At 67.6% G+C, this 21530-nt stretch carries 22 protein-coding genes, 1 tRNA gene and 2 pseudogenes; 16 read left to right on the forward strand and 9 right to left on the reverse strand.

What is annotated here, in order from left to right:
* Positions 1-46: 46 nt before the first annotated feature.
* The 4 genes and pseudogenes from EV192_RS57130 to EV192_RS56840 form a co-directional block, all read right to left on the reverse strand.
* Positions 47-964 (reverse strand): annotated as a pseudogene (locus EV192_RS57130) (HEXXH motif domain-containing protein); the annotation flags it as partial.
* 266 nt (positions 965-1230) lie between these two features.
* Complete coding sequence (locus EV192_RS18410) at positions 1231-1422, reverse strand: hypothetical protein (RefSeq protein WP_132116942.1); 192 nt, start codon at positions 1420-1422, stop codon at positions 1231-1233.
* 156 nt (positions 1423-1578) lie between these two features.
* The gene (gene ilvD, locus EV192_RS18415; RefSeq protein ID WP_132116944.1) at positions 1579-3243 is read right to left on the reverse strand and encodes a dihydroxy-acid dehydratase; all 1665 of its coding nucleotides are present in this window, start codon (positions 3241-3243) and stop codon (positions 1579-1581) included.
* Between the two features lie 9 nt (positions 3244-3252).
* The gene (locus EV192_RS56840; RefSeq protein ID WP_279493588.1) at positions 3253-3375 is read right to left on the reverse strand and encodes a hypothetical protein; all 123 of its coding nucleotides are present in this window, start codon (positions 3373-3375) and stop codon (positions 3253-3255) included.
* Between the two features lie 30 nt (positions 3376-3405).
* On the opposite strand from EV192_RS56840, the gene xerD reads away from it, so the two are divergent.
* The 8 genes from xerD (at position 3406) to EV192_RS18455 (ending at position 10179) form a co-directional block, all read left to right on the forward strand.
* Positions 3406-4293, forward strand: a complete 888-nt coding sequence (gene xerD, locus EV192_RS18420; RefSeq protein WP_132116946.1) for a site-specific tyrosine recombinase XerD — start codon at positions 3406-3408, stop codon at positions 4291-4293.
* A 36-nt stretch (positions 4294-4329) separates the two neighbouring features.
* The gene (locus EV192_RS57135) at positions 4330-4806 is read left to right on the forward strand and encodes an ArsR/SmtB family transcription factor (protein ID WP_132116949.1); all 477 of its coding nucleotides are present in this window, start codon (positions 4330-4332) and stop codon (positions 4804-4806) included.
* Between the two features lie 582 nt (positions 4807-5388).
* Positions 5389-6276 carry a ParA family protein gene (locus tag EV192_RS18430; protein WP_424923369.1) on the forward strand — a complete coding sequence of 296 codons (888 nt, stop codon included), beginning with the start codon at positions 5389-5391 and terminating at the stop codon, positions 6274-6276.
* Entirely contained in the window at positions 6273-6593 is a 321-nt protein-coding gene (locus EV192_RS18435) for a hypothetical protein (RefSeq protein WP_132116951.1), read from the forward strand. Before EV192_RS18430 ends, EV192_RS18435 begins: the two co-directional genes overlap by 4 nt.
* An 11-nt stretch (positions 6594-6604) precedes the next feature.
* Positions 6605-7435, forward strand: coding sequence for a segregation and condensation protein A (locus EV192_RS18440; protein WP_243726923.1), 831 nt, complete (start codon positions 6605-6607; stop codon positions 7433-7435).
* The gene (scpB, locus tag EV192_RS18445) at positions 7432-8424 is read left to right on the forward strand and encodes an SMC-Scp complex subunit ScpB (protein ID WP_132116956.1); all 993 of its coding nucleotides are present in this window, start codon (positions 7432-7434) and stop codon (positions 8422-8424) included. The genes EV192_RS18440 and scpB overlap by 4 nt, the downstream gene beginning before the upstream one ends.
* Positions 8417-9166, forward strand: a complete 750-nt coding sequence (locus EV192_RS18450; protein ID WP_132116958.1) for a pseudouridine synthase — start codon at positions 8417-8419, stop codon at positions 9164-9166. Before scpB ends, EV192_RS18450 begins: the two co-directional genes overlap by 8 nt.
* Entirely contained in the window at positions 9163-10179 is a 1017-nt protein-coding gene (locus EV192_RS18455; protein ID WP_243726924.1) for a dihydrofolate reductase family protein, read from the forward strand. Before EV192_RS18450 ends, EV192_RS18455 begins: the two co-directional genes overlap by 4 nt.
* On the opposite strand, the gene EV192_RS18460 is transcribed toward EV192_RS18455, so the two are convergent.
* A complete protein-coding gene (locus EV192_RS18460; protein ID WP_132116960.1) occupies positions 10148-10594 on the reverse strand; it encodes a protein-tyrosine phosphatase family protein in 447 nt (148 codons plus the stop codon). The genes EV192_RS18455 and EV192_RS18460 overlap by 32 nt on opposite strands.
* Before the next feature lie 48 nt (positions 10595-10642).
* Between EV192_RS18460 and EV192_RS18465 the strand changes: the two genes are divergently transcribed.
* Both EV192_RS18465 and EV192_RS18470 read left to right on the forward strand, forming a co-directional pair.
* Positions 10643-11731, forward strand: a complete 1089-nt coding sequence (locus EV192_RS18465) for a hypothetical protein (protein WP_243726925.1) — start codon at positions 10643-10645, stop codon at positions 11729-11731.
* Positions 11732-11909: 178 nt separating this feature from the next.
* Entirely contained in the window at positions 11910-13529 is a 1620-nt protein-coding gene (locus EV192_RS18470; RefSeq protein WP_132116962.1) for a glycosyl hydrolase family 18 protein, read from the forward strand.
* Between the two features lie 203 nt (positions 13530-13732).
* On the opposite strand, the gene EV192_RS18475 is transcribed toward EV192_RS18470, so the two are convergent.
* A complete protein-coding gene (locus EV192_RS18475; RefSeq protein ID WP_132116963.1) occupies positions 13733-13993 on the reverse strand; it encodes a hypothetical protein in 261 nt (86 codons plus the stop codon).
* A gap of 318 nt (positions 13994-14311) precedes the next feature.
* On the opposite strand from EV192_RS18475, the gene EV192_RS18480 reads away from it, so the two are divergent.
* The gene (locus tag EV192_RS18480; protein WP_132116965.1) at positions 14312-15394 is read left to right on the forward strand and encodes an NAD(P)/FAD-dependent oxidoreductase; all 1083 of its coding nucleotides are present in this window, start codon (positions 14312-14314) and stop codon (positions 15392-15394) included.
* On the opposite strand, the gene EV192_RS18485 is transcribed toward EV192_RS18480, so the two are convergent.
* Complete coding sequence (locus EV192_RS18485; protein ID WP_132116967.1) at positions 15381-15875, reverse strand: GNAT family N-acetyltransferase; 495 nt, start codon at positions 15873-15875, stop codon at positions 15381-15383. The two genes, EV192_RS18480 and EV192_RS18485, sit on opposite strands and share 14 nt — an antisense overlap.
* A gap of 208 nt (positions 15876-16083) precedes the next feature.
* On the opposite strand from EV192_RS18485, the gene cmk reads away from it, so the two are divergent.
* The 5 genes from cmk (at position 16084) to EV192_RS55835 (ending at position 19628) form a co-directional block, all read left to right on the forward strand.
* Positions 16084-16788: a (d)CMP kinase gene (gene cmk / locus EV192_RS18490; RefSeq protein ID WP_132118210.1), complete on the forward strand. Its 705-nt coding sequence runs from the start codon at positions 16084-16086 to the stop codon at positions 16786-16788.
* Positions 16785-17423, forward strand: coding sequence for a lysophospholipid acyltransferase family protein (locus EV192_RS18495; protein WP_132116969.1), 639 nt, complete (start codon positions 16785-16787; stop codon positions 17421-17423). The genes cmk and EV192_RS18495 overlap by 4 nt, the downstream gene beginning before the upstream one ends.
* Positions 17420-18823 (forward strand): ribosome biogenesis GTPase Der, encoded by a 1404-nt coding sequence (gene der, locus EV192_RS18500; protein ID WP_132116971.1) that lies wholly within the window; start codon positions 17420-17422, stop codon positions 18821-18823. Before EV192_RS18495 ends, der begins: the two co-directional genes overlap by 4 nt.
* A gap of 53 nt (positions 18824-18876) precedes the next feature.
* A tRNA-Pro gene (locus EV192_RS18505) sits at positions 18877-18950 on the forward strand.
* A gap of 222 nt (positions 18951-19172) precedes the next feature.
* Positions 19173-19628 (forward strand): hypothetical protein, encoded by a 456-nt coding sequence (locus tag EV192_RS55835; RefSeq protein ID WP_243726926.1) that lies wholly within the window; start codon positions 19173-19175, stop codon positions 19626-19628.
* Between the two features lie 502 nt (positions 19629-20130).
* Here EV192_RS55835 and EV192_RS57400 read toward each other — a convergent pair.
* Positions 20131-20436, reverse strand: a pseudogene (locus tag EV192_RS57400) (hypothetical protein); the annotation flags it as partial.
* Positions 20437-20650: 214 nt separating this feature from the next.
* Positions 20651-21328, reverse strand: coding sequence for a 5' nucleotidase, NT5C type (locus EV192_RS18520; protein ID WP_132116975.1), 678 nt, complete (start codon positions 21326-21328; stop codon positions 20651-20653).
* Positions 21329-21530 lie beyond the last annotated feature (202 nt).

Below are 21530 nucleotides of genomic sequence, written 5' to 3' on the forward strand. Positions count from 1 at the left end.
GCCGGCCGGGATCGGTGAGGGCGGGATCTTTGCGTAACGCCTGCAATGTGCGCCACGCTCCAGCCCGCCAGTAAGCGAATTCGTAAGCCGCACGTGTGGACTGGATCCCGCTGGCGGAATTGGCGAGAGCGCGCCAGAAGGCGGTCACCCCGAAGAACGCGTAAACGCCTTGAAGGACGCCGCCGACCGGGCGTGGATCGTCCCGCCAAGGAGTGTAGAAACGTTCCTGCGGATCGTCTTCGTACAACTGCGCCAGATGAAGCAGTCCGTCGAGCCGGATGTGATGGAATTCATGGACCAGAGTGGCTGCGAGCGCGGCCGCGTCGGTGGGCATCGCGATGATGGCGCTGCCGAACGCCTCGCCCGTGGAAGCACTGGGATTCTCGAAGGGGACTGCCGGCTGCGGCACCAGCGAGTCCAGGCCCGCTGTCATCGCGTCGGCGTAGTCGGGGAGGAGCGACACGACCAGTTCCCAAGCGTCGTCCAGCAGTGATCGCCATGCCGCCACCTCGCGTTCGGTCAGCCGCTGAGGTGGGACTGGCTCGTACAGACCTCGGTACGGGTCGAGATCGTCCAGCCGGACCGTGAGTCGCTTGCCGTACGCGTCCGTCTTCAGCTGCCGCACGCCCCACCAGCCGGTCGTGTCAGCGGAACAGTCCTCGGGAAGGACAACCACGTGCTCTCCGGCCTTGATCTCAACCGTCTTGCCGTTGCCGTGGATCTCGGCCGAGGACCAGGATTCTTCGGCCGGGAAACAGGCCATTCCGAGTGTCGGCAGGGCTGCGCCACCTCGCCACACAGGTATGCGCGTCTCGAACACGATGTGCGCCCGGATCGCCGCTGCCGCAGCGATCGCGTGCAGATGGCCCACGTGTATCCACAGCGGACATACGCCGTCGATCTGCTTGCTCAGCAGTCTTGTCGTATACCCCAGCCAACTGCCGGTGTAGGGGTGGGCGAGCATGCGGTCGAGGACGCGCGGCGCGTGCTGCTGAACTCGGGCAAGCAGTTCCCACCCGGTGTCCGGTGCGGGGAGCGAACCGGTCAAGTTCGAGGACTTCGTTGTCTCGTCGATCAAGGCACGCAACAGGAGCAGGCGTCGACTACGTTCGGCGCGCCGCAGGACCCGGATCACCCGGGGCCCCGCGGCTCCGCTGGCGAGCGCGTCGAAGTCAGCCCAGCACAGTCGGTGCAGTCCGAGGCCGTGGTCCTGTGTCGGCACGCCGGTGGTCAGTGGATCGCGTCAACTGTGGAGGAGTTGCCCTTCGACATCGTCGGGTGGCCCGCTTGCTCGACCACATGACCCACTGAACGGTGCAACTCATCGTTGTCCAGCCCACGCAATACCGCGAGTGGAACTGAGGCGAGGTCGATCAAATTGGACGTGATGCCCTGCTGCGAGTCTGCCGAGAGTGTGTTCATGGCGTTATCCCTCCACGACGTTCTCCAGCCCACATTCATGATGTCGTATCGGACCGAGCCACGGGAAGGCTCCGATGGGCGTGTACTTGTTGTCTTGCGGTCAGTCCTTGATCCAGGCGGGTGACAAATAGTGGTCAAGTTCGGTTGCCGCGCAGGTTACGAGCAGATCGCGCCTTGTGCGGCCGATCCGACCAGGCGGGCGTACTTCGCCAGCACGCCGGTGCGGCGGGCCGGCTCCGGCGCGGTCCACTCCTGCCGGCGGCGGTCCAGTTCGGCCGGGTCGATCACGAGGTCCAGAGTCCGGGCCGCCATATCGAGGACGATGGCGTCACCGTCGTGGACCAGGGCGATGGGGCCGCCGTGGGCGGCTTCGGGGGCGACGTGGCCCACGCACAGTCCGGTGGTGCCGCCGGAGAACCGGCCGTCGGTCAGCAACAGGACGTCTTTGCCCAGGCCAGCGCCCTTGATGGCGCCGGTGACGGCGAGCATCTCTCGCATTCCCGGTCCACCCCGTGGCCCTTCGTTGCGGATGACGACCACGTCGCCGGCACGCAAGGTGCCGAGGGCGTCCATGGCGGCTTTCTCGCCGTCGAAGACCCGCGCGGTCCCTTCGAACCGGGACGAGTCGAAGCCGGCGCTCTTCACCACGGCTCCGTCGGGCGCGAGGCTGCCGTGCAGGATCGTGATGCCGCCGGTGGGGTGGATCGGGTTGGCCAGGGCGCGGATCACGTCGCCGTCCAGGTCCGGCGGGGCCAGTTGGGTCAGGTTCTCGGCGAGCGTGCGGCCGGTCACGGTGAGACAGTCGCCGTTCAGCAAACCCGCGTCCAGCAGGGCCTTCATCACCACGGGCACGCCGCCGACCCGGTCGACCGCGGTCATCACGTGCCGGCCGAACGGTTTCACGTCGGCGAGGTGCGGCACCCGGTCGCCGATCCGGGTGAAGTCCGCGAGCGTGAGCTCGACCTCGGCCTCGTGGGCGATCGCGAGCAGGTGCAGGACGGCGTTGGTCGAGCCGCCGAGGGCCATCACCACCGCGATCGCGTTCTCGAAGGCCGCCCGGGTCAGGATCTGCCGCGCGGTGATCCCCTTGGCCAGCATGCCGACCACGGCCTCACCGCTGGACCGGGCGAACCGGTCCCGCCGCCGGTCCACTGAGGGCGGACTGGCCGAGCCGGGCAGGGACATCCCCAACGCCTCCGCGGCGCAGGCCATGGTGTTCGCCGTGTACATCCCGCCGCAGGCACCCTCGCCGGGGCAGATGGCCCGTTCGATCTTGTCGACCTCCTCGCGGGAGATCAGCCCACGCGCGCACGCGCCGACAGCCTCGAACGCGTCGATGATCGTGACCTCACGGCCGTCGACCGTGCCCGGCAGGATCGAGCCGGCGTAGAGGAACACGGCCGCCACGTCGAGCCGCGCGGCCGCCATCAACATCCCCGGCAGGCTCTTGTCGCAGCCCGCGAGCAGCACCGCGCCGTCGAGACGTTCGGCCTGCATGACGGTCTCCACGGAGTCCGCGATCACCTCACGGGACACCAACGAGAAGTGCATCCCGTCGTGCCCCATGGAGATGCCGTCGGACACCGAGATGGTCCCGAACTCCATCGGGAAGCCGCCGGCCGCGTGCACACCCTGCTTGCTCGCCTGCGCCAGCCGCTGCAACGACAGGTTGCACGGCGTGATCTCGTTCCACGACGACGCGATCCCGATCTGCGGTTTGGCGAAGTCCTCGTCGCCCATGCCGACGGCCCGCAACATCCCCCTGGCCGCGGCCCGTTCCAACCCGTCGGTGACATCCCGGCTGCGCGGCTTCAGGTCCATCCCGCGACCCTAACCCGGCGCCGACGTGGTCGGCCAGGTCGGCCGCCCCATCCCCGGCACGACGACCCACCGCGCCGGCGGGCCGGGCGGATCCAGCGGCTGCCGGACATGGCCGCCGCCGGGTTCGAGCACCTCAGGAGCGTCGCTCGGTAGGCTGCGGCCATGTCCGTCGAGGATGTCGTCGCCGGTTATCTCGATCATCTGGCGGTGGAGCGCGGCACCGCGCGCAACACCCTCGACAGCTACGCGCGCGACCTGCGGCGGTACGCCGAACACTTGGGGGAGACCAAGTTCGACGCGGTCACCGAACGAGAAGTGGCCGCGTTCCTCGCCGTGCTGCGGGAAGGCGACGAGCAGCACCCTCCGCTCGCGGCGACATCCGCCGCCCGCGCACTGGTCGCGGTCCGCGGGTTGCACAAGTTCGCCGTGCGGGAAGGCGTTGTCGATCACGATCCGGCGCGGGACGTGAAGCCGCCGAACACCCCGAGGCGCCTGCCGAAGGCGCTGCCCGTGGACGACGTCCTGCGGCTGATCGAGGCACCGGCCGGGCTGCGGGACCGGGCGTTACTGGAACTCCTCTACTCCACCGGCGCCCGGATCTCCGAGGCCGTGGGCCTGGACATCGACGACATCGACGCGGAACAGCGAACCGTGCTGCTGGACGGCAAAGGCGGCAAACAACGCCTTGTCCCAGTTGGACGGCCGGCGCTGGCCGCGCTCGACGCGTATCTCGTGCGCGAACGCCCCGCACTCGTCCGGCGAGGAACCCCAGCGGTGTTCCTGAACCGGCGCGGTGGGCGGTTCTCCCGGCAAAGCGCCTGGCAGGTCCTGAAGGACTCGGCCGAACGGGTGGGAATCACCACGATCGTGTCGCCGCACACCTTGCGTCACTCGTTTGCCACACACCTTATGGAAGGAGGCGCCGACGTTCGGGTGGTTCAGGAGCTTCTCGGCCATGCGTCCGTAACCACAACGCAGATCTACACGCTAGTAACGGTGAACACGCTCCGCGAGGTGTACGCGACGGCGCACCCTCGTGCGAACGGGTAGAACCTGGCAACTGGCAGACGGAGGGTGTGATTTGGGGTGGCCGACCCGACACTTGAGCAGTTCGACCTCACGGCCGTGCTGCACGCGCTCAGCGACCCGACTCGCCTGGCGGTGGTCGCCCAGCTCGACCACGTCGGCGAGATGTCCTGTGGCTGTCTGGACGTCTCGGTAGCCAAGTCCACCCTGTCGCAACATCTGCGCGTACTCAGAGAAGCCGGTGTCACGCACACCAGACCGGACGGCAACCAGCGCTGGCTGTCGATCCGCCGGGAGGCACTGGACACGGAGTTCCCGAACCTGCTGGACGCGGTTCTGGCCGCGCATTCACGCTCGACCCCCGTGTCGATGGTCAACGCGGCAAGCACGTCGTCCGCGTCGATGACTGAGGTCGTGAGCAGGTCTTCCGTGCCGATGGTCGACGCTGTGAGCAGGCAGTCCGCGCAGGTGCTCGACTCCGCGAGCAGGTCTGTCGCACCGATGGTCGAGTCCGCGCCGATGCTCGACCCCTGCTGACGGGTCTGCGCCGACGCTCGACTCTGCCAGCACGTAATCTGACCTGTTCCCCGGCGAGGCGCGTTGCCGCCTGGCAAGGTCGCCCTTAGGCTGCGCCCAGACCGGACGACAAGGAGCTAGGTCGGCATGTCGACATTCGAGTCAGCGGCGCAGCCTTACGGCGTGCCGGGGCACGCCTCGGCAGAGCCGTACACACCGTACCCGCAGGCCTCCGCGCCGCAGCCACAGTACGAGCCGCCCACCTACCAGCAGCCCGTCCAGCCCCAGCAGCCCGCCTACCAGCAGCCCGGCCAGCCGGAATACCAGCAGCCCGGCCAGCCGCCGTACGAGCAGCCGCCGCAGCCTGCCTACCAGCAGCCGGCCCAGCCGCAGTACGAACAGCCGGTCGAACCCGCTTACCAGCAGCCGGTGCAACCGCAGTACCAGCAGCCGCCAGTGGAGCCGCAGTACCCACCGCCTGGTCAGCAGTATCCGCAGCCGCAGTACGAGCAACCGCGGCCCCAGCCGGATCCCGTTCCACCTGTTCAGCCCCAGCGGGCCAGCATTTCGGCGCCGCCCCGACCGAGCGAGGAAGACCTGAGTCTGCCAGCCAAGGCCGCACCGGACACCGACGAGGAGGACCCGTCGAGTGGCCCGGACGGCGCGATCGGCCCGACCGGCCGCCCGCGCCGGCATGTGCCCGAGCCGGCGACGCTGCCGCAGCACGGTCCCGCGAAGGTCCTGGCGATCTGCAACCAGAAGGGCGGTGTGGGCAAGACCACGTCGACCATCAACCTGGGCGCGGCGCTCGCCGAGTACGGCAGGCGGGTGCTGCTCGTCGACTTCGACCCGCAGGGCGCGTTGTCGGTCGGCCTGGGCATCCCGGCGCACTCGCTGGAGCAGACGATCTACAACGTGATCATCGAGCGGTCGGTCGAGGTGGACGAGGTCGTCATCCGGACCGTCGTCGACGACATGGACCTGCTGCCCAGCAACATCGACCTGTCCGCGGCCGAGGTCCAGCTCGTCGCCGAGGTCGGCCGGGAGCACACGCTGCTGCGCACGTTGCGTCCGGTGCTGGACAAGTACGACTACATCCTGGTGGACTGCCAGCCGTCGCTGGGGTTGCTCACAGTGAACGCCCTGGCCGCGGCCGACGGCGTCCTGATCCCCCTGGAGTGTGAGTTCTTCAGCCTGCGTGGTGCCGCGCTGTTGATCGACACCATTCAAAAAGTACGCGAACGGCTGAACCCGAAGCTGGAGATCACCGGCATCCTCGCCACCATGTTCGACCCGCGTACGCTGCACTCACGCGAGGTGATGGCCCGCGTTGTGGAGGCGTTCGGGGATATCGTGTTCGACACCGTGATCAACAGAACTGTCCGCTTTCCGGAGACCACGGTCGCCGGCGAGCCGATCACCCGCTGGGCGCCGCGGTCGGCTGGTGCGAAGGCATACCGCGCGCTCGCCCGCGAGGTGATCGCCAGGTGACCCGTCGCGCCCCCCTGCCGGGCGCGGCCGAGCTCTTCCGCCCAACGACCCCACCGACGTCGGACACCCCTCGTCCGCGGGTGGACCGAGGCGGCTCGCCGCGCCAGAAACACGACACGAAGATCACGGTCTACGTGTCCGACGAAGAACTTCTCGCCCTGGAACAGGCCCGCCTGTCCCTGCGCGCCCGGCACGGGCTCGCGGTCGACCGTGGCCGCGTGGTCCGTGAGGCGATCGCGGTGCTCCTGGCCGACTTGGAGGAGTACGGCGAGGAATCCATGCTCGTCCGAAGGCTCCGCCAGGAATCGGGGCAGTGACAATAAGTTCTGTGTCCGAGGATCCCGCCGCCGCACCGACCGCATCGAAGTTCACCGTCAAGCTGGCGAACTTCGAAGGGCCGTTCGACCTGCTGCTGCAACTGATCTCGCAGCACGAGATGGACGTCACCGAGGTCGCCCTGCACCGGGTCACCGACGACTTCATCGCGTACATCCGTGCCCTCGGCAAGGACTTCGACCTCGACGAGACCACGGAGTTCCTGGTGGTCGCGGCCACCCTCCTGGACCTGAAAGCGGCCCGGCTCCTGCCGGCGGGGGACGTCGAGGACGAAGAGGACCTGGCCCTGCTCGAAGCCCGCGACCTGCTGTTCGCGCGCCTCCTGCAGTACCGGGCGTACAAACAGGTCGCGGCCCTCTTCGCCGAACTGGAAGCCAACGCTCTGCGGCGCTACCCACGGTCGGTCGCGCTGGAGGAGCGGTACACAGCGCTGTTGCCCGAGGTGATGCTCGGCGTCACCCCGGAGAAGTTCGCGGAGATAGCGGCGGCCGTGTTCCGCCCGAAACCGCCACCCACGGTCAACCTCGACCACCTGCACATGGGCAAGGTCTCGGTCCGGGAAACCGCGGCCATGCTCCGGATCCGACTGGCCGCGGCGGGCACGGCCACCTTCGCGGAACTGGTCGCCGACTGCGAGCACACCATGGACGTGGTCGCCCGGTTCCTGGCACTGCTGGAGCTGTACCGCGAAGCGACTGTGCTGTTCGAGCAGGACGAACCCCTGGGTTCGCTGCGCGTGACCTGGACCGGCGGAACAGTCGAGGAAGCCACCGCGGCGGCCGAAGCATCCCGGGCCAGCACCGAAGAAGAGGAGTACGGGTGACCACGCCCCCATCACCCCCTGAATCAGATTCGCCCCCGACCGAGAAAGCTGAACCTGATTCGGCGAACTCGGCCGAGACCGAATCAGACTCGGTCACCGACGGCGAACCTCCTGTCGCCGGGGCCCACCCCTCCGACCCGGAGCCGACTGGCCCGGAGCCCGCCGACCAGGAGTCGGCGGAGTCTGAGCCGGTCGGGCCGGAGTTCGTCGGGCCGGAGTCCGCCCCCGCTGATGCCCAGCCCGCTGGGTCCGAGTCCTCCGAGGTCGAGCCCGCTGGGATCGAGTCCCCCGAGGTCGAGCCCGCTGGGTCCGAGTCCGCTGAGGTCGAGCCCGCTGATGCCCAGCCTGCTGGGTCCGATTCCCCCGGGGTCGAGCCCGCCGAGGCCGAGCCCGATCCGGCGGACCAGGCCGGCGAAGAGGGCACCACCACCTCCGACCTGCCGGATCTCAGCGCGGACCCCGCTCTCCACGCCGCCCTTGAAGCCCTCCTGCTGGTCATCGACGGCCCGGCCGAGGAGGAGAGCCTGGCCGACGCCCTCGACCAGCCGGTCAAACGCGTCCGCGAGGCCCTGGAAGCCCTGGCCGAGCACTATCACGTCCACGATCGGGGCATCGACCTGCGGAATGTCGGCGGCGGCTGGCGGTTTTACACGCGGGACCGGTTCGCGCCGTTCGTGGAGAAGCTCCTGCTCGGCGGGCAGCGCGCCAAGTTGACCAGGGCCGCGTTGGAGTCCCTTGCCGTCATCGCGTACCGCCAGCCTGTGACCAGGGCACGGGTCGCGGCTGTGCGTGGGGTGAACGTCGACGGGGTGATCCGGACGCTGCTTGTGCGGGGGCTGATCGAGGAGACCGGCACGGACCGGGACACTGGTGGCATCCTTTACCGGACGACCGAACTTTTCCTGGAGCGGTTGGGGCTGTCCTCGTTGGAGGATCTGCCACCGATCGCCCCCCTGTTGCCTGAAGTGGATGCGATCGACGATGTCTGAAAGCCCGGAGGGTGTCCGGCTGCAGAAAGTGCTGTCCAAGGCGGGGGTGGCGAGCCGGCGGGCGGCGGAGGACCTGATCGCCGAGGGCCGGGTCAGTGTGGACGGCAAGGTGGTGCGCGAGTTCGGCACCCGGGTCGACCCGGTCAACGCCGTGATCCACGTGGACGGCGTGCGGGTCGTGCTCAGCGAGGACCTGGTGTATCTCGCGTTCAACAAGCCGGTCGGGGTGTACAGCACGATGACCGACGACCGCGGCCGGCCGTGTGTCGGCGACTACATACACAAGTACGAACGGAACGCCAACGCGGGCATCTTCCACGTCGGTCGCCTTGACGCCGACACCGAGGGCCTGCTGCTGCTCACCAATGACGGCGACCTGGGGCACCGGTTGACGCACCCGTCGTTCGAGGTGCCCAAGACGTACCTGGCCGAGGTGCCCGGCCCGATCCCGCGCGATCTCGGCCGGCGACTCCGGGACGGGGTGGAGCTCGATGACGGGTTCGCGAAGGCGGACTCGTTCAAACTCGTCGACTCGCTGCCGGGCAAGGCAACCGTGGAGATCGTCCTGCACGAGGGCCGCAAGCACATTGTCCGCCGGCTGCTCGCCGAGGTCGGGCACCCGGTGCAGCGGCTGGTGCGGACGGCGGTGGGCGACATCCGGCTGGGCAACCAGCGACCGGGCACGCTGCGCGCGTTGACCAGGGCCGAGGTGGGTGCCTTGTTCAACGCGGTCGGCCTGTGAGGCCGTACACCATCCTCAGCGTCGCGATGTCGGTCGACGGCTACATCGACGACGCCACCGACGAACGCCTGATCCTGTCCAACGACGCCGACTGGGACCGGGTGGACGAGCTGCGGGCCGGCAGCGACGCGATCCTGGTCGGCGCCAACACGATCCGCGCCGACAACCCCCGGCTCAAGGTCCGTTCCGAGCGGCGCCGGGCCGAGCGGGAGGCCCGTGGCCTGCCCGCGAACCCGTTGCGGGTGACCGTCACCGGGTCCGGCGACATCGACCCGGCCGCGAACTTCTTCGCCGACGACCACCACGTGGTGTACCAGGGCGCATCACTGTCCACTGTGGTCAGTGAGCTGTTCGGCAGGGGAGTGCGCCGGCTCATGGTGGAGGGCGGCAGCGCCGTGCACACCGCGTTCCTCACCCAAGGCCTGGCCGACGAGCTGCTGCTCGCGGTGGCGCCCATCTTCGTCGGGGACCGGAAAGCGCCCCGGTTCGTCAACGACGGCACGTTCCCGGTCGGGCGGATGGTCCTCGGTGACGTGTCCAGAGTCGGTGATGTGACTGTGCTGCAGTACTTTCCCGACGCCGACCGGTACTGGCTGCGGCAGTGCGTCGAGGAGTCACGCAAGTGCCCGCCCTCGGACACCGCGTATCCCGTCGGCGCCGTGATCATCGACGTCGACGGTACCGAGATCGCGCGCGGCTACTCCCGGGAGACCGATCCGATCTCGCACGCCGAAGAAGTCGCGCTCACCAAAGCCGCCGGGGACCCCAGGCTGTCGACCGCGACCATCTACAGCTCGCTGGAACCGTGCAGCACAAGGAAATCCCGACCTCGTTCCTGTACACAGTGGATAATCGACGTAGGCCTCCCCAAGGTTGTGTTCGGCCTGCGCGAGCCGTCCCGCTTCGTTGTCGGTGAAGGCGCGGAACGGCTCGCGGCCGCCGGTGTGGAAGTTGTCGAACGGGCGGACCTCGCCGACGAGGTCAGGCAGGTAAGTCCGCTGTACTCCGCATGATCCACCTGCGCTGCCACGGAGTTTCCACGGCCTTGGGGTGATAGTTGACTCGCGTCCACGCCACCGCTTCGGCGGGCGCGACCCCGGCAAGCACGGCGAGAACGGACATCACCGTGCCCGTCCGCCCGATACCGCCGCCACACGCCACTTCCACGGCCTCGCCCGCCTTGGCGCGCTCATGCAGCCCGCGGATGAGGACAAGAGCCCGCGCGGAGTCGCGCGGCAGCAGGAAATCGGGCCACTCGATCCAGTCGTGCGCCCACTCGATGGTGTACTTTTCGCGCATCTTCTTGGAGCCCAGGTACAGGCCGTACTCCGGTGACGGTCCGGCCGGTGTGGGATTGCGCAGCCCTCGGCCACGGACCCAGCTCCCGTCGGGGAGCCGGACCGCACCAGGCAGTGCCGAATCAGTCATGATTCATGGTGCCACGAAATTGTCGGTGCCGTACGCCATGATGCCCTCATGAGAACAATGATGAGCGGCGAAGCCCACGTCCACTATGGCCAGATCTACGTGGAGAGCGCGGATCACGCGCCGGACCTTGGCATGTGTTTCGGCGGCCAACGCAACGGCCTGTGTGGCGCGGCCATGCCTGGCGTGTTGTTCATGATCACCGGTCGGCACACGGGCACAGTCGGCTTCACCGTGGAGGTCCATGAATCGCCGCCGCCTCCGGACGACAGGTGGGAGGAGGTCGTCGAGGTCTCCTACCGCCCCCGTGGCGAGGCCGCGCTCGTCACGTGGGGCGGCGAGCACGGGTGGCCGCTCGAACTGGCGGAGACCGACTACCGCGTCCGGTACTGCGGCAGCGGGATGGACGCCGCCCGAGCCCAGGACTCGCGGTGGGACGATGAGCCCGAAGTCGACCGGTACCTGCTGCAGTTCTGGCCCGCGCCGCCCGAGGCGGACCGGATAGTGAAGGAGACCAGCGAACAAGCCGCCTACTGGCACGCGTTCGCGCGTGAGCAGCCGCCGCCACCTCCGCCGCCGACGCCGGAGGAGATCGCCGAGGCCGAGCGGCTAGCCGCGGTCGAACGAGAACGCGAGGCCGAGGAGGCGAGCCGACGACGTGAGCTCAAGGACTGGGGTGGCCGGTTACCCAGCGAGCGCCTGCGCCAGTTACGTGGCGAGGCGCTGACGATCGTCGCTCTGGACCGCGACTTGGCCGAGGCCATCGCCGCGACGGATCCGGCTGCCCACAAGGAGATCGCGTACTGGGTGATCCGTCGTGTGCTCGCCGAGGCGCAGCTGACGGGTGTCGGCTGGATCGCGGATGCCCTGTCGGCGGTGGAACGTGGTGAGCCGTTGCCGTTCGGCGACCGCGAAGGGTGGGATCATCTGCTGTCCGACCCGGATGTGCCGCGGACGCTCGTGACCACACTGGACCGCAGGTACGACAACGCTCTCCAGCAAGCGATGGCGTTTCCGGCATTGTTGGCGGCGAGTGAGGAGGATCCGTTACGGGTTGTTTCCGGGCGCTGTACGCGGGTGTCGTCGCGTTCGGGCGGGACCGTTACACGGTTCTGCTTGGGGAAGTCGGCGAGAAGTTGACGGGAGGTCGGTGAGAAGTTGACCAAGTGAGGACAGGGTTTGGCCTGCGATTTTCATGGAGGTGAACCGAAATGTTACTCCGTTCGAGTGACGGAGTGGTCTAGACCCTTGCGTTCGGAGTGGTCCAAACCACATCGTTCAGGCATCGTCTCTCACCCTGCCTTTTCCAAGGAGACCGATGTCCAAGTTCACATGGCACTATCTGGGCCTGCTCGCGGCCCTTGCCGCGCTGGTGCTCGGCATCGCCGTCGTGCCCGCGGCCGGTGCAGGTGGTGTGTCGGCCACCTTCAGCAAGGGTTCCGACTGGGGAACCGGATACGAGGGCAAGTACACGATCAGCAACGGCTCCACGGCCGCCAGGACGTCCTGGACGGTCGAGTTCGACCTGCCCGCGGGCGCCAAGATCGCCTCGCTGTGGGACGGCACCTACACCGCCAGCGGCCAGCACGTGACCGCCAAGAACTCGTGGAACGGGAACATCGCGCCCGGTGGCACGGCCAGCTTCGGCTTCAACGTGTCCTACACCGGCACGTACTCCCCGCCGACCGGCTGCAAGCTCGACGGCGGTTCCTGTGACGCGGGCGGAACCACCCCGCCCAGCAGCACCTCCAGTTCGTCATCGTCGTCGACGACCACCCCGCCGTCGTCCAGCACGACCACTTCGACCCCGCCGCCGCCCGGTGGGCTGAAGTCGATGGGCTACTTCGTGGACTGGGGCGTCTACGGGCGCAACTACCACGTGAAGAACATCGAGACCAGCGGCACGGCCGCGAAACTGAACTACATCAACTTCGCGTTCGGCAACGTCACCAACGGCCAGTGCGCCATCGGCGACAGCTACGCGGACTACGACCGGTTCTACGACGCTTCGTCCAGCGTGGACGGCACGAGCGACACGTGGGACGCGGGTGCCCTGCGCGGCAGCTTCAACCAGTTGCGCGAGCTGAAGAAGAAGCACCCCGGCCTGAAGGTCATCTACTCGTTCGGCGGCTGGACCTGGTCCAGCGGCTTCGGCCAGGCCGCGGCCAACGCGACCGCGTTCGCGAACTCCTGCTACAACCTGGTCAAGGACCCGCGGTGGGCCGATGTGTTCGACGGCATCGACATCGACTGGGAGTACCCGAACGCGTGCGGCCTGAGCTGTGACACCAGCGGTCCCGCCGCGCTCAAGACCCTGCTGCAGGCGCTGCGCACCCGGTTCGGCTCGTCGATGCTGGTCACCGCGGCCATCACCGCCGACGGCACCAGCGGCGGCAAGATCGACGCGGCCGACTACGCCGGCGCTTCGCAGTACGTGGACTGGTACAACGTGATGACCTATGACTTCTTCGGCGGTTGGGCGGCGCAGGGACCGACGGCCCCGCACTCGCCGCTGACCTCGTACAACGGCATCCCGATCGCCGGGTTCTACGCTGACTCGGCGATCCAGAAGCTCAGGTCGAAGGGCGTCCCGGCGAACAAGTTGTTGCTGGGTGTCGGGTTCTACGGCCGCGGCTGGACAGGTGTCTCGCAGGCCGCGCCCGGCGGGACCGCGACCGGCCCCGCGCCCGGAACGTACGAGCAGGGCATCGAGGACTACAAGGTTCTGAAGAACTCCTGCCCGTCGAACGGGACCGTGGCCGGCACGGCGTACGCCTTCTGCGGCAACAACTGGTGGAGCTACGACACGCCGAGCACCATCAACGGGAAGATGGGCTACGTCAAGTCCCAGGGGCTGGGCGGCGCGTTCTTCTGGGAGATGACCGGTGACACCAGCAACGGGGAACTCATCACCGCACTACGTGGAGGATTGAACTAGAGTAGGCCACCTCGTGAGTGGCTGGGCCCCCGATACCCTGCCACTCACGGGGTTTCCAACAGCTCGCGCACGGTACGGGCCTCGGGCAGGCCGAGGTCGTCGGATATCCGCGGCGCCAGCTTCCAGTGGTATTTCGCGGTCTCCGTGTCACCGAGACCGCGGTAGGCGCGGCCGAGCCGGTGACGGGCGTGCGCCTGCCCGACCTACAGCCCAGTCTCGTCGCTGATCGCCAGCGCCTGCCGCAGGTGGTCGCGGGCCCGACCGGGGTCGTCCATCGGCAGACTGTTCCCCCCGAGGCTGATCAGGACTTCGACTCCAGCAGCCGGGTCCCGGCGGCGAAGACGGTGACCGCGCAGGTACCGGTACCGCCAGATCGTCGCGGACAGCCGGCTGGTGTACTTGTCGTTCCCGGTGCACGTCGAACAGCCGCTCCAGCAGCCGGTCGGCCTCCGGCACCGGGACATCGGCGAGCGCGGCCGCCGCGGGCACGTCGAAATCCGGTCCGGCGCGCCATTCTGTCGATCGCCGCGACCGAACCCGCCATGTGCTCGGCCAGGTACCTGAGTTCACCGGTCCGGCTGGCCGTTCAGCCGTGCCTCGACTTCGCCGAGCGCTCGGAACTCGACCGTCACCTGGTTCCTTCGGATTCAAGATGAATACAAGGTTTGTCCATGACGGCACGGACACACTGGGCGACACCGGCAATGCAGGGACCGGGCGCGGCATCCTCGTGAGACAACAGGGGGTTCTCACGGGGGTGCCCGGTAGTTACGTTTGTGGGTATGCGCGTCATCGTGGTCGGGTCGGGCGTCGTCGGGGCGGTGACCAGCTATCACCTGGCCGCGGACGGTGCCGAGGTACTCACCGTGGACGCCGGATTTTCCGGGCAGGCCACGTTTGCCGGCGCCGGTGTGGTGTTTCCCTGGCCCATTTATCGGGGCGATGAGACCTGGGCCGACTTTTGGTGGGCGGCGGCCGGTCAGTATCCGATATTGCTGGGCCAGCTGGCCTCGGACGGCGAACCGGACCCCGGCTTCGCCCGTGTCGGAGCAATTACCGTCAGTGATGAACCACTGGATGCGGCGGAGCTGTACGCGGCCCGGGAACGTGACCCGTCGGTCGGCGAGATCGAGGCGTTGCCGCAAGGTGAACCCGCGGCCCGATTCCCGGGACTCCGTGCCGACCTCTGCGGCATGTTCGTCGGGGGAGCGGGCCGGGTCGACGGCCGCCTCCTGCAGGCGGCGCTGCTGCGTGCCGCGGACCGTTACGGCGCCCGCCACCTCTCCGGCACCGCCAAGCTGGTCACCGCGGGCGGCCGCGTCACCGGCGTGGAGATCGACGGTGAGGTGCACGGCGCGCACGTCGTGGTCGTCGCCGCCGGTGCGTGGACACCCGCGTTGTGCTCACCCGTGGGGATCGACGTGCCCGTCGAGCCGCAGCGCGGCCAGATCGCCCACCTCACTGTGTCCGATGTGGACACCTCGGACCGGCCGATGATCAGGTCGTTGCGGGACCACTACCTGCTGGCGTTCCCCGGCGGCCGGATCGTCGCCGGCGCCACCCGGGAACCCGGCAGCGGATTCGACTACCGGCACACCGCGGGCGGCGTGCACAAGATCCTGGCGGACTGCCTGAGCATCGCCCCTGGGCTGGCCGACGCGACCCTGGAGTCGGTGCGGGTCGGGTTCCGGCCGTTGAGCACCACCGGCCGGCCCATCCTCGGCTCGCCCATGCCCGGCCTGGTCGTCGCCACCGGCCTGGGCGCCAGCGGACTGACCCTGGCGCCGATGGCCGGCCTGGTCGCGGCCGCGCTCGCGCTGGGCCGCCCGGCCCCGGTCGACCTGGCGCCGTTCACGCCGTGGTGAGCTCCTTGACCAGCATGCTGACGCGGTGCCCGCTGTTGCCGCTGACCTGCTCGCCGACCTCCACGAACCCGAGGCGCTTGTGGAACCGCAGACTGCCCGGGTTCGGCGGATCCAGGTTCACCTCACACGTCACTCTCGGCACTTTGTTCTCAGCGGCGTACTCGACCACCAACCGGTACAGCTCCGCGCCGACACCGCGGCTGCGAGCCTCCTCAGCGACGACGATCCGGTCGACGTAGACGAACTCGTCGTAGTGCTCGCTGAACCAGCGATAGTTGTCGCTGCCGTAGCTCACGCCGGGCGGCAGGGTCAGCACGAAGCCCAGCACAGTGTCGCCGTCGGCCAACGCCACCGTGAGCTCCGACATGGTGACCAGCTCGGCCAGTTCGTCCACCTCGGCGTGGTTCACGTTCGGGACAGCGGCGTTGTTCATGTCGATGACCAGGGCGGCGTCGTCAGGCTTCAGAACCATCGTCTGCATGGCACGGATCTTGACATGGACCCCGGGCCCGCTGGTACAGCGAAATTTCCCGTGGGTGATGTGAGTTAACCTTGACCTTGACCCCCGCTGCCCACGCGGCAACTGGCCTGGGCGATCCCCTCACCGGCCGACCATGCGCTTCAACGCGGCCGCGGACCAGGCAGAATGGAACGTTGGCGGCGGCGAAGACGAGGCGAAGGGCAGGCGTGTGGAACAAGGTGAGTTGCGTGGGGTGGTCGCGCTCGACGGCCCCTCCGGCACCGGCAAGTCCACCGTGGCGCGGCGACTGGCCGGCTCCCTGCGGTCGGGATACCTGGACACGGGGGCGATGTACCGGGCCGTGACCCTCGCCGTGCTGCGCACCGGCGGTGACCCGGCCGCCGTGGCCGCGTCCGCCCGGCTCGAGCTGAGCACGGACCCCACGAACCCGACCGTGCGCCTGGACGGCGTCGACGTGTCCACGGACATCCGCGGGCCTGAGGTCACCCTGGCCGTGTCCGCCGTGTCCGCCGTGCCGGAGGTGCGGCAGGCCCTCGTCCGGCAGCAGCGTGACCTGATCGCTTCGGCGCTGCGCTCGATCGGCGGAATCGTCGTCGAGGGACGTGACATCGGCACGGTCGTGGCCCCGGACGCCGCACTGAAGGTGTACCTGACCGCGTCGCCGGACGCCCGCGCGCAGCGACGCTCCCGTCAGGACGTCGCCGCCGGCCGGACCGCCTCGGTGGAAGAGACGCTGGCCGACGTGCAGCGGCGGGACCGGCTGGACTCGACGCGTGCCGTGTCACCCCTGCGGCAGGCCAGTGACGCGGTCGAGGTCGACACCACCGAACTGGACCTGGCCGGGGTGCTCGCCGAGCTGCTGGCCATGGTCGACAAGCGAGGGCTGCGGGTCAGCCAGGCGGTGACCAGGTGAGCGATCTGCCCAAGGAGGCGATCCCGTGGCTGCACGAGGTCGGCCGGGTGGTCGGGCGGTACCTGTACGTGCCCGCGTTCCGGTTCCGGGTGCACCACATGGACCGCGTGCCGCCGGCCGGCCCGGTCGTGGTCGTGGCCAACCACAGCTCGATGATCGAGCCACAGGTGCTGTTCGGACTGCTGCCGCGCCGGGCGGTGTTCCTCGTCAAGGAGGAAATGTTCAAGGGCATCGCCGGTCCGTTGTTGCGGTGGATCGGCCAGGTGGCGATCCGACGGGGCGTCCCGGACCGCAAGCCGCTGCTGGCGGCCGTGGGCGTCCTGCGTGGCGGCGGGCTGATCGGCGTGTTCCCGGAAGGCACGCGCGGCTCCGGTGATGTCGTGAACGCCGAACAAGGCGCGGCGTGGCTCGTGCGGTCGTCAGGCGCGTTGGTGCAACCCATCGCCGTGCGTGGGACACGGCGACCCGAGGGGTCAGGTCGTCGTTTTCGGCCGGTGGTGGATGTGTTGGTGGGTAAGCCCTTCGAGATCTCGGTAGGGCCCGGCCGGGCCGGCCTGGAGGCCGGCACCGAGCAGATCAGGTCCGCGTTGGCTGACCTGGTCGGTGAACTTGATCGAATGCGAGATCTGCGATGACAGAGCTGGACGGTACCTGGATCGACGAGTCCGAGTGGACGTCGACCGAGTCGTCCGCCGACGATTCCGGCCTCGGCGCGCCGGCGCCCCAACCGGTGCTGGCCGTGGTCGGCCGGCCCAACGTGGGCAAGTCGACCCTGGTCAACCGGATCCTGGGCCGCCGCGAGGCCGTGGTCCAGGACGTCCCCGGGGTGACCAGGGACCGGGTGGCGTACGACGCGCTGTGGAACGGCCGCCGGTTCACGGTCGTGGACACCGGCGGCTGGGAGCCGACAGCCACCGGCCTGCAGGCATCCGTTGCGGCCCAAGCGGAATACGCGATGTCCACAGCGGACGCGATCCTGCTGGTGGTGGACACGACAGTCGGCGCGACCGCGACCGAGGAAGCCGCCGCACGGATCCTGCGTCGCTCGAAGCAGCCAGTCCTGGTGGTGGCCAACAAAGTCGACGACGACCGGCTCAACACCGAAGCGGCCATGCTGTGGTCGTTGGGCCTGGGGGAGCCGTTCCCGGTCTCGGCGCTGCACGGACGTAACTCCGGCGACCTGCTCGACCGCATCCTGGAAGTCCTCCCGGAAACCCCCAGGGACACCTTCGGCCGCCAGGGCGGACCCCGCCGCGTGGCCCTGGTGGGCAAACCCAACGTGGGCAAGTCCTCCCTGCTGAACAAACTGACCGGCTCGGAACGTTCAGTGGTCGACGCGGTCGCCGGGACCACAGTGGACCCAGTGGACTCCCTGGTGGAACTCGACGGCGACATCTGGCGTTTCGTGGACACAGCCGGCCTGCGCAAACGCGTGAACACAGCCAGCGGAGCCGAGTACTACGCCTCCCTGCGCACCAAAGCCGCCATCGACGCCGCCGAAGTCGTGATCGTCCTGCTCGACGCCGCCGAACCCATCAGCGAGCAGGACCTCCGCGTCCTCACCATGGCGGTCGAGTCCGGCCGCGCCTGCGTGATCGCGATGAACAAGTGGGACCTGGTCGACGAAGACCGCCGCCACCAACTGGTCCGCGAACTGGAACGAGGCCTCGTCCGCATCCCCTGGGCCGAACGCGTGAACATCTCGGCCCTGACCGGCCGCGCGGTCCACAAACTCGCCCCCCACCTGCGCACAGCCCTGAAATCCTGGGACACCCGAGTCCCCACCGGCCAACTCAACAGCTGGCTCACCGACCTGATAGCCGCCACCCCCCCACCAGTCCGCGGCGGCAAACAACCCAAAATCCTCTTCGCCACCCAAGCCCAAGCCCGCCCCCCCACACTGGTCCTCTTCACCACGGGCTTCCTCGAAGCCGGCTACCGCCGCTTCATCGAACGAAAGTTCCGCGAAGAGTTCGGCTTCACCGGCTCCCCAGTCCGCATCTCGGTAAGAGTCCGAGAGAAGCGCAAGAAGTAACCCCACACCAAACCCCCTGGCACCCATGCGCTAAGCTGTACCAGCACCTCAACCGGGACGTGGCGCAGTTTGGTAGCGCACTTGACTGGGGGTCAAGGGGTCGCAGGTTCAAATCCTGTCGTCCCGACGGTTGCGAGGAAGCCCTCTGACTTGGCTGAAACACCAGGTCAGAGGGCTTCTTTGTGGGTTTGTGAGGCTCGGATCGTGATCTCCGTTGTCCGGGTTGTGATCGAATATGGGGCGGTTGTGGGGCGGGGTTGCTCCATATTCGATCATGGTGGCGCGGGTCCGCCTCTCGTGTTTGTGCTGGTCTGGGAGTGGTGTGTCAGCTGGTGTGGCTGGTGGGTCCTTGACCGTTGCTGCGGGGTTCAGCAGCGGTGTCGAGGTGTCGGCGGATGCGTCCGGTACGCATTGGGACCGGTGGTGGTGCTGGGTGCTCGGCGAGGGCGTGTCGTGCGTCGAGCCAGGCGTGTTTGAGGGCGGCTTGGATGCGGGCTTCGACTTCGTCGGCGACGTGGCTGTAGACCTCCACGACACGCTTGTCGAGGCGGTGGCCCAGTCGTCGGGCTTGGGCGATTTCGGGGATGTCGGCGGCGATGAGCCAGGTCTTGTGGCTGTGTCTGAGTTCGTGGAATGTCAGGCCGGGCCGGATGGGGGAGAGGCGCACGGTGGGGTGTGGTCGGGTGAGGTTGCCGTCGAAGGCAGGGTTGAAGGTGCGTGGGCGCCACGTGTGCCGCCAGAGGAAACCGCCGGAGTCGCTGGGAAAGACGACCGAGTGGGTCGTGAGTGGCCAAGTGGTGTTTGAGCAGTACGGCCAGGAATACGGGCAGTGTGACCGTACGGGCGCTGGCTGGTGTCTTGGGTGGGCCGAGCCATTGACGGTGGGCGGTTTCCTTGAGTGCTCCGACATCCGGATCGATGACGATGACTCTGTCGTCGGGGTGGGTATTGAGACGTTGTAGCCCAGCGAGTTCACCCCAGCGGCATCCGGTCCAGGCGGCGGTGATGATCAGGAGGGCGCTGGTGCGGTTGTGGAGTCGTTCGGCTTGTTGGGCCGCACGCAGAACTTCTTCGGGTGTGGCCCAGAGCATTTCGTGTTGGATGTGGAAGGCGCGTTTGCCGCGGTTGTGGTGGGGATGGATCGGGTTGACGGGAAGCAGGCCGTCCTCGACGGCGTCGCCGAGGATGCGACGGAACAGGCTGACGATGCCTTCCACGGTGGAGTGTTCGTATCCTGCGTCGTGCAGTTTGATGGACCATCGGTTGATGTCGCTGGAGCGCAGGTTCCTCAGTGGGAGGATGCCAAAGCGTGGGGCGATGTGTTTGCCAACGAGGTAGTGGTAGTTGTCGAGCGTGGTCTCGTCGACGTTGAGGGTGGTCCACCAACAGACCAGCCACTCGTCCACAGTGGTGCGACTGCCTGTGAGACCGCGGAAGGCGCGGCGCTGTCGATCGTCGTCGATTTCATGCGCACGGGTTTCTGCGGTTTGCTGGTCGGTGAAGCCGCCTTCGGAGGCGACGAAGCCGCCTGGCCGGCGGTAACGGACTCTCCAGTGCTGGCCGCTGGTGTGCTCTACCCAAGACATCACAAACCTCCTGCACGAACGGGCCATGTGCTTGAGGCGAACATTCGGCTCGCTACGGATGGAACCCGGCAAGTCCGCCACGGCAGACCAGCTCAGGGTTCGGCCCTGGCGGAACAACCAAGCTGGAGTGGGACCAGACCGGTGGCGGTTTCTCTGAGTTCATCCAAACCACCCGCCTCTCCTACGCCGTTCGGGCATGAAGTGAACGCCCGGCGGTGAGTCCGTACTTCCAGCCGCCTCCTCAACCGGCTCTTGGTGAGGCGAAGTCCGGCGGTTCTTCCGCGTCTGGAGGTTGGTGACCAGGAGCGGGCGGAAGCGGACGGCCTCTTTCCCGCAGCCAGGTGTAGTACTGGTGTCGGACGGTCTCCTCTGCCTGATTCCAATCATCCACTCGTCTGATTGGCGCGGGATCCATGTGCTTGTTGGTGGAGTTGGTGAATGCGATGACAGCTTTTCCGCGAGCTTGAAGCGTTTCGATGTTCGAAGGCGTATCTTCGATGTATATATCGGCTTCAACGAGGGCCTTGTCGCGCATGAAGCATAGGTCCCAATATGGGATACCATGCTGGTCCAGCCAGTCGACCGTTTGTGCTACAGCGGCTTTGTGGAAGTATCGGATAAACAGGCGGTGGGTAATGATGCGGATGCGAACGCCCTCGGTGCCGAGTCGACGAATGGATTGGGCAGCTCCGGCAATAGGATTGGATGACAGGAACAGGCTACGTTGTGTTACCGCAAATCGATGCAGTCTTGTGTACTCGTTCGGCAGTAATCCCCATTCCGGCAGCTCGTAGCTGACTTCTTCGGTGAGAGTGCTGATGTCGACGCCACGCCACTCGGCCATGACCTCTCGCATCCGTCCGTAGAAATCCGCGCAGACGCCATCGAGGTCAACACCGAATACAAAGTCGTCTTTCATGTCGCCTCCTATTGTTGGAGGCACGTCGGAGAAGCGCGTGTCGCAGGTCTGCTTCGGCGTGTCTTCAGCTGTACTCGACGAGTTCGTCCTACTGGGACGGTGTGTTACGGTCCAATCTGGAGGTGACCGAATCGATACGTCATGGTTGAGGTCTTGTGTCCTGGGGGAGTCTGGCTCCCCGACCTCTGGGGGTCCTTTGTGG

The organism is Actinocrispum wychmicini, from assembly GCF_004345645.1.
GTDB lineage: Bacteria > Actinomycetota > Actinomycetes > Mycobacteriales > Pseudonocardiaceae > Kibdelosporangium > Kibdelosporangium wychmicini.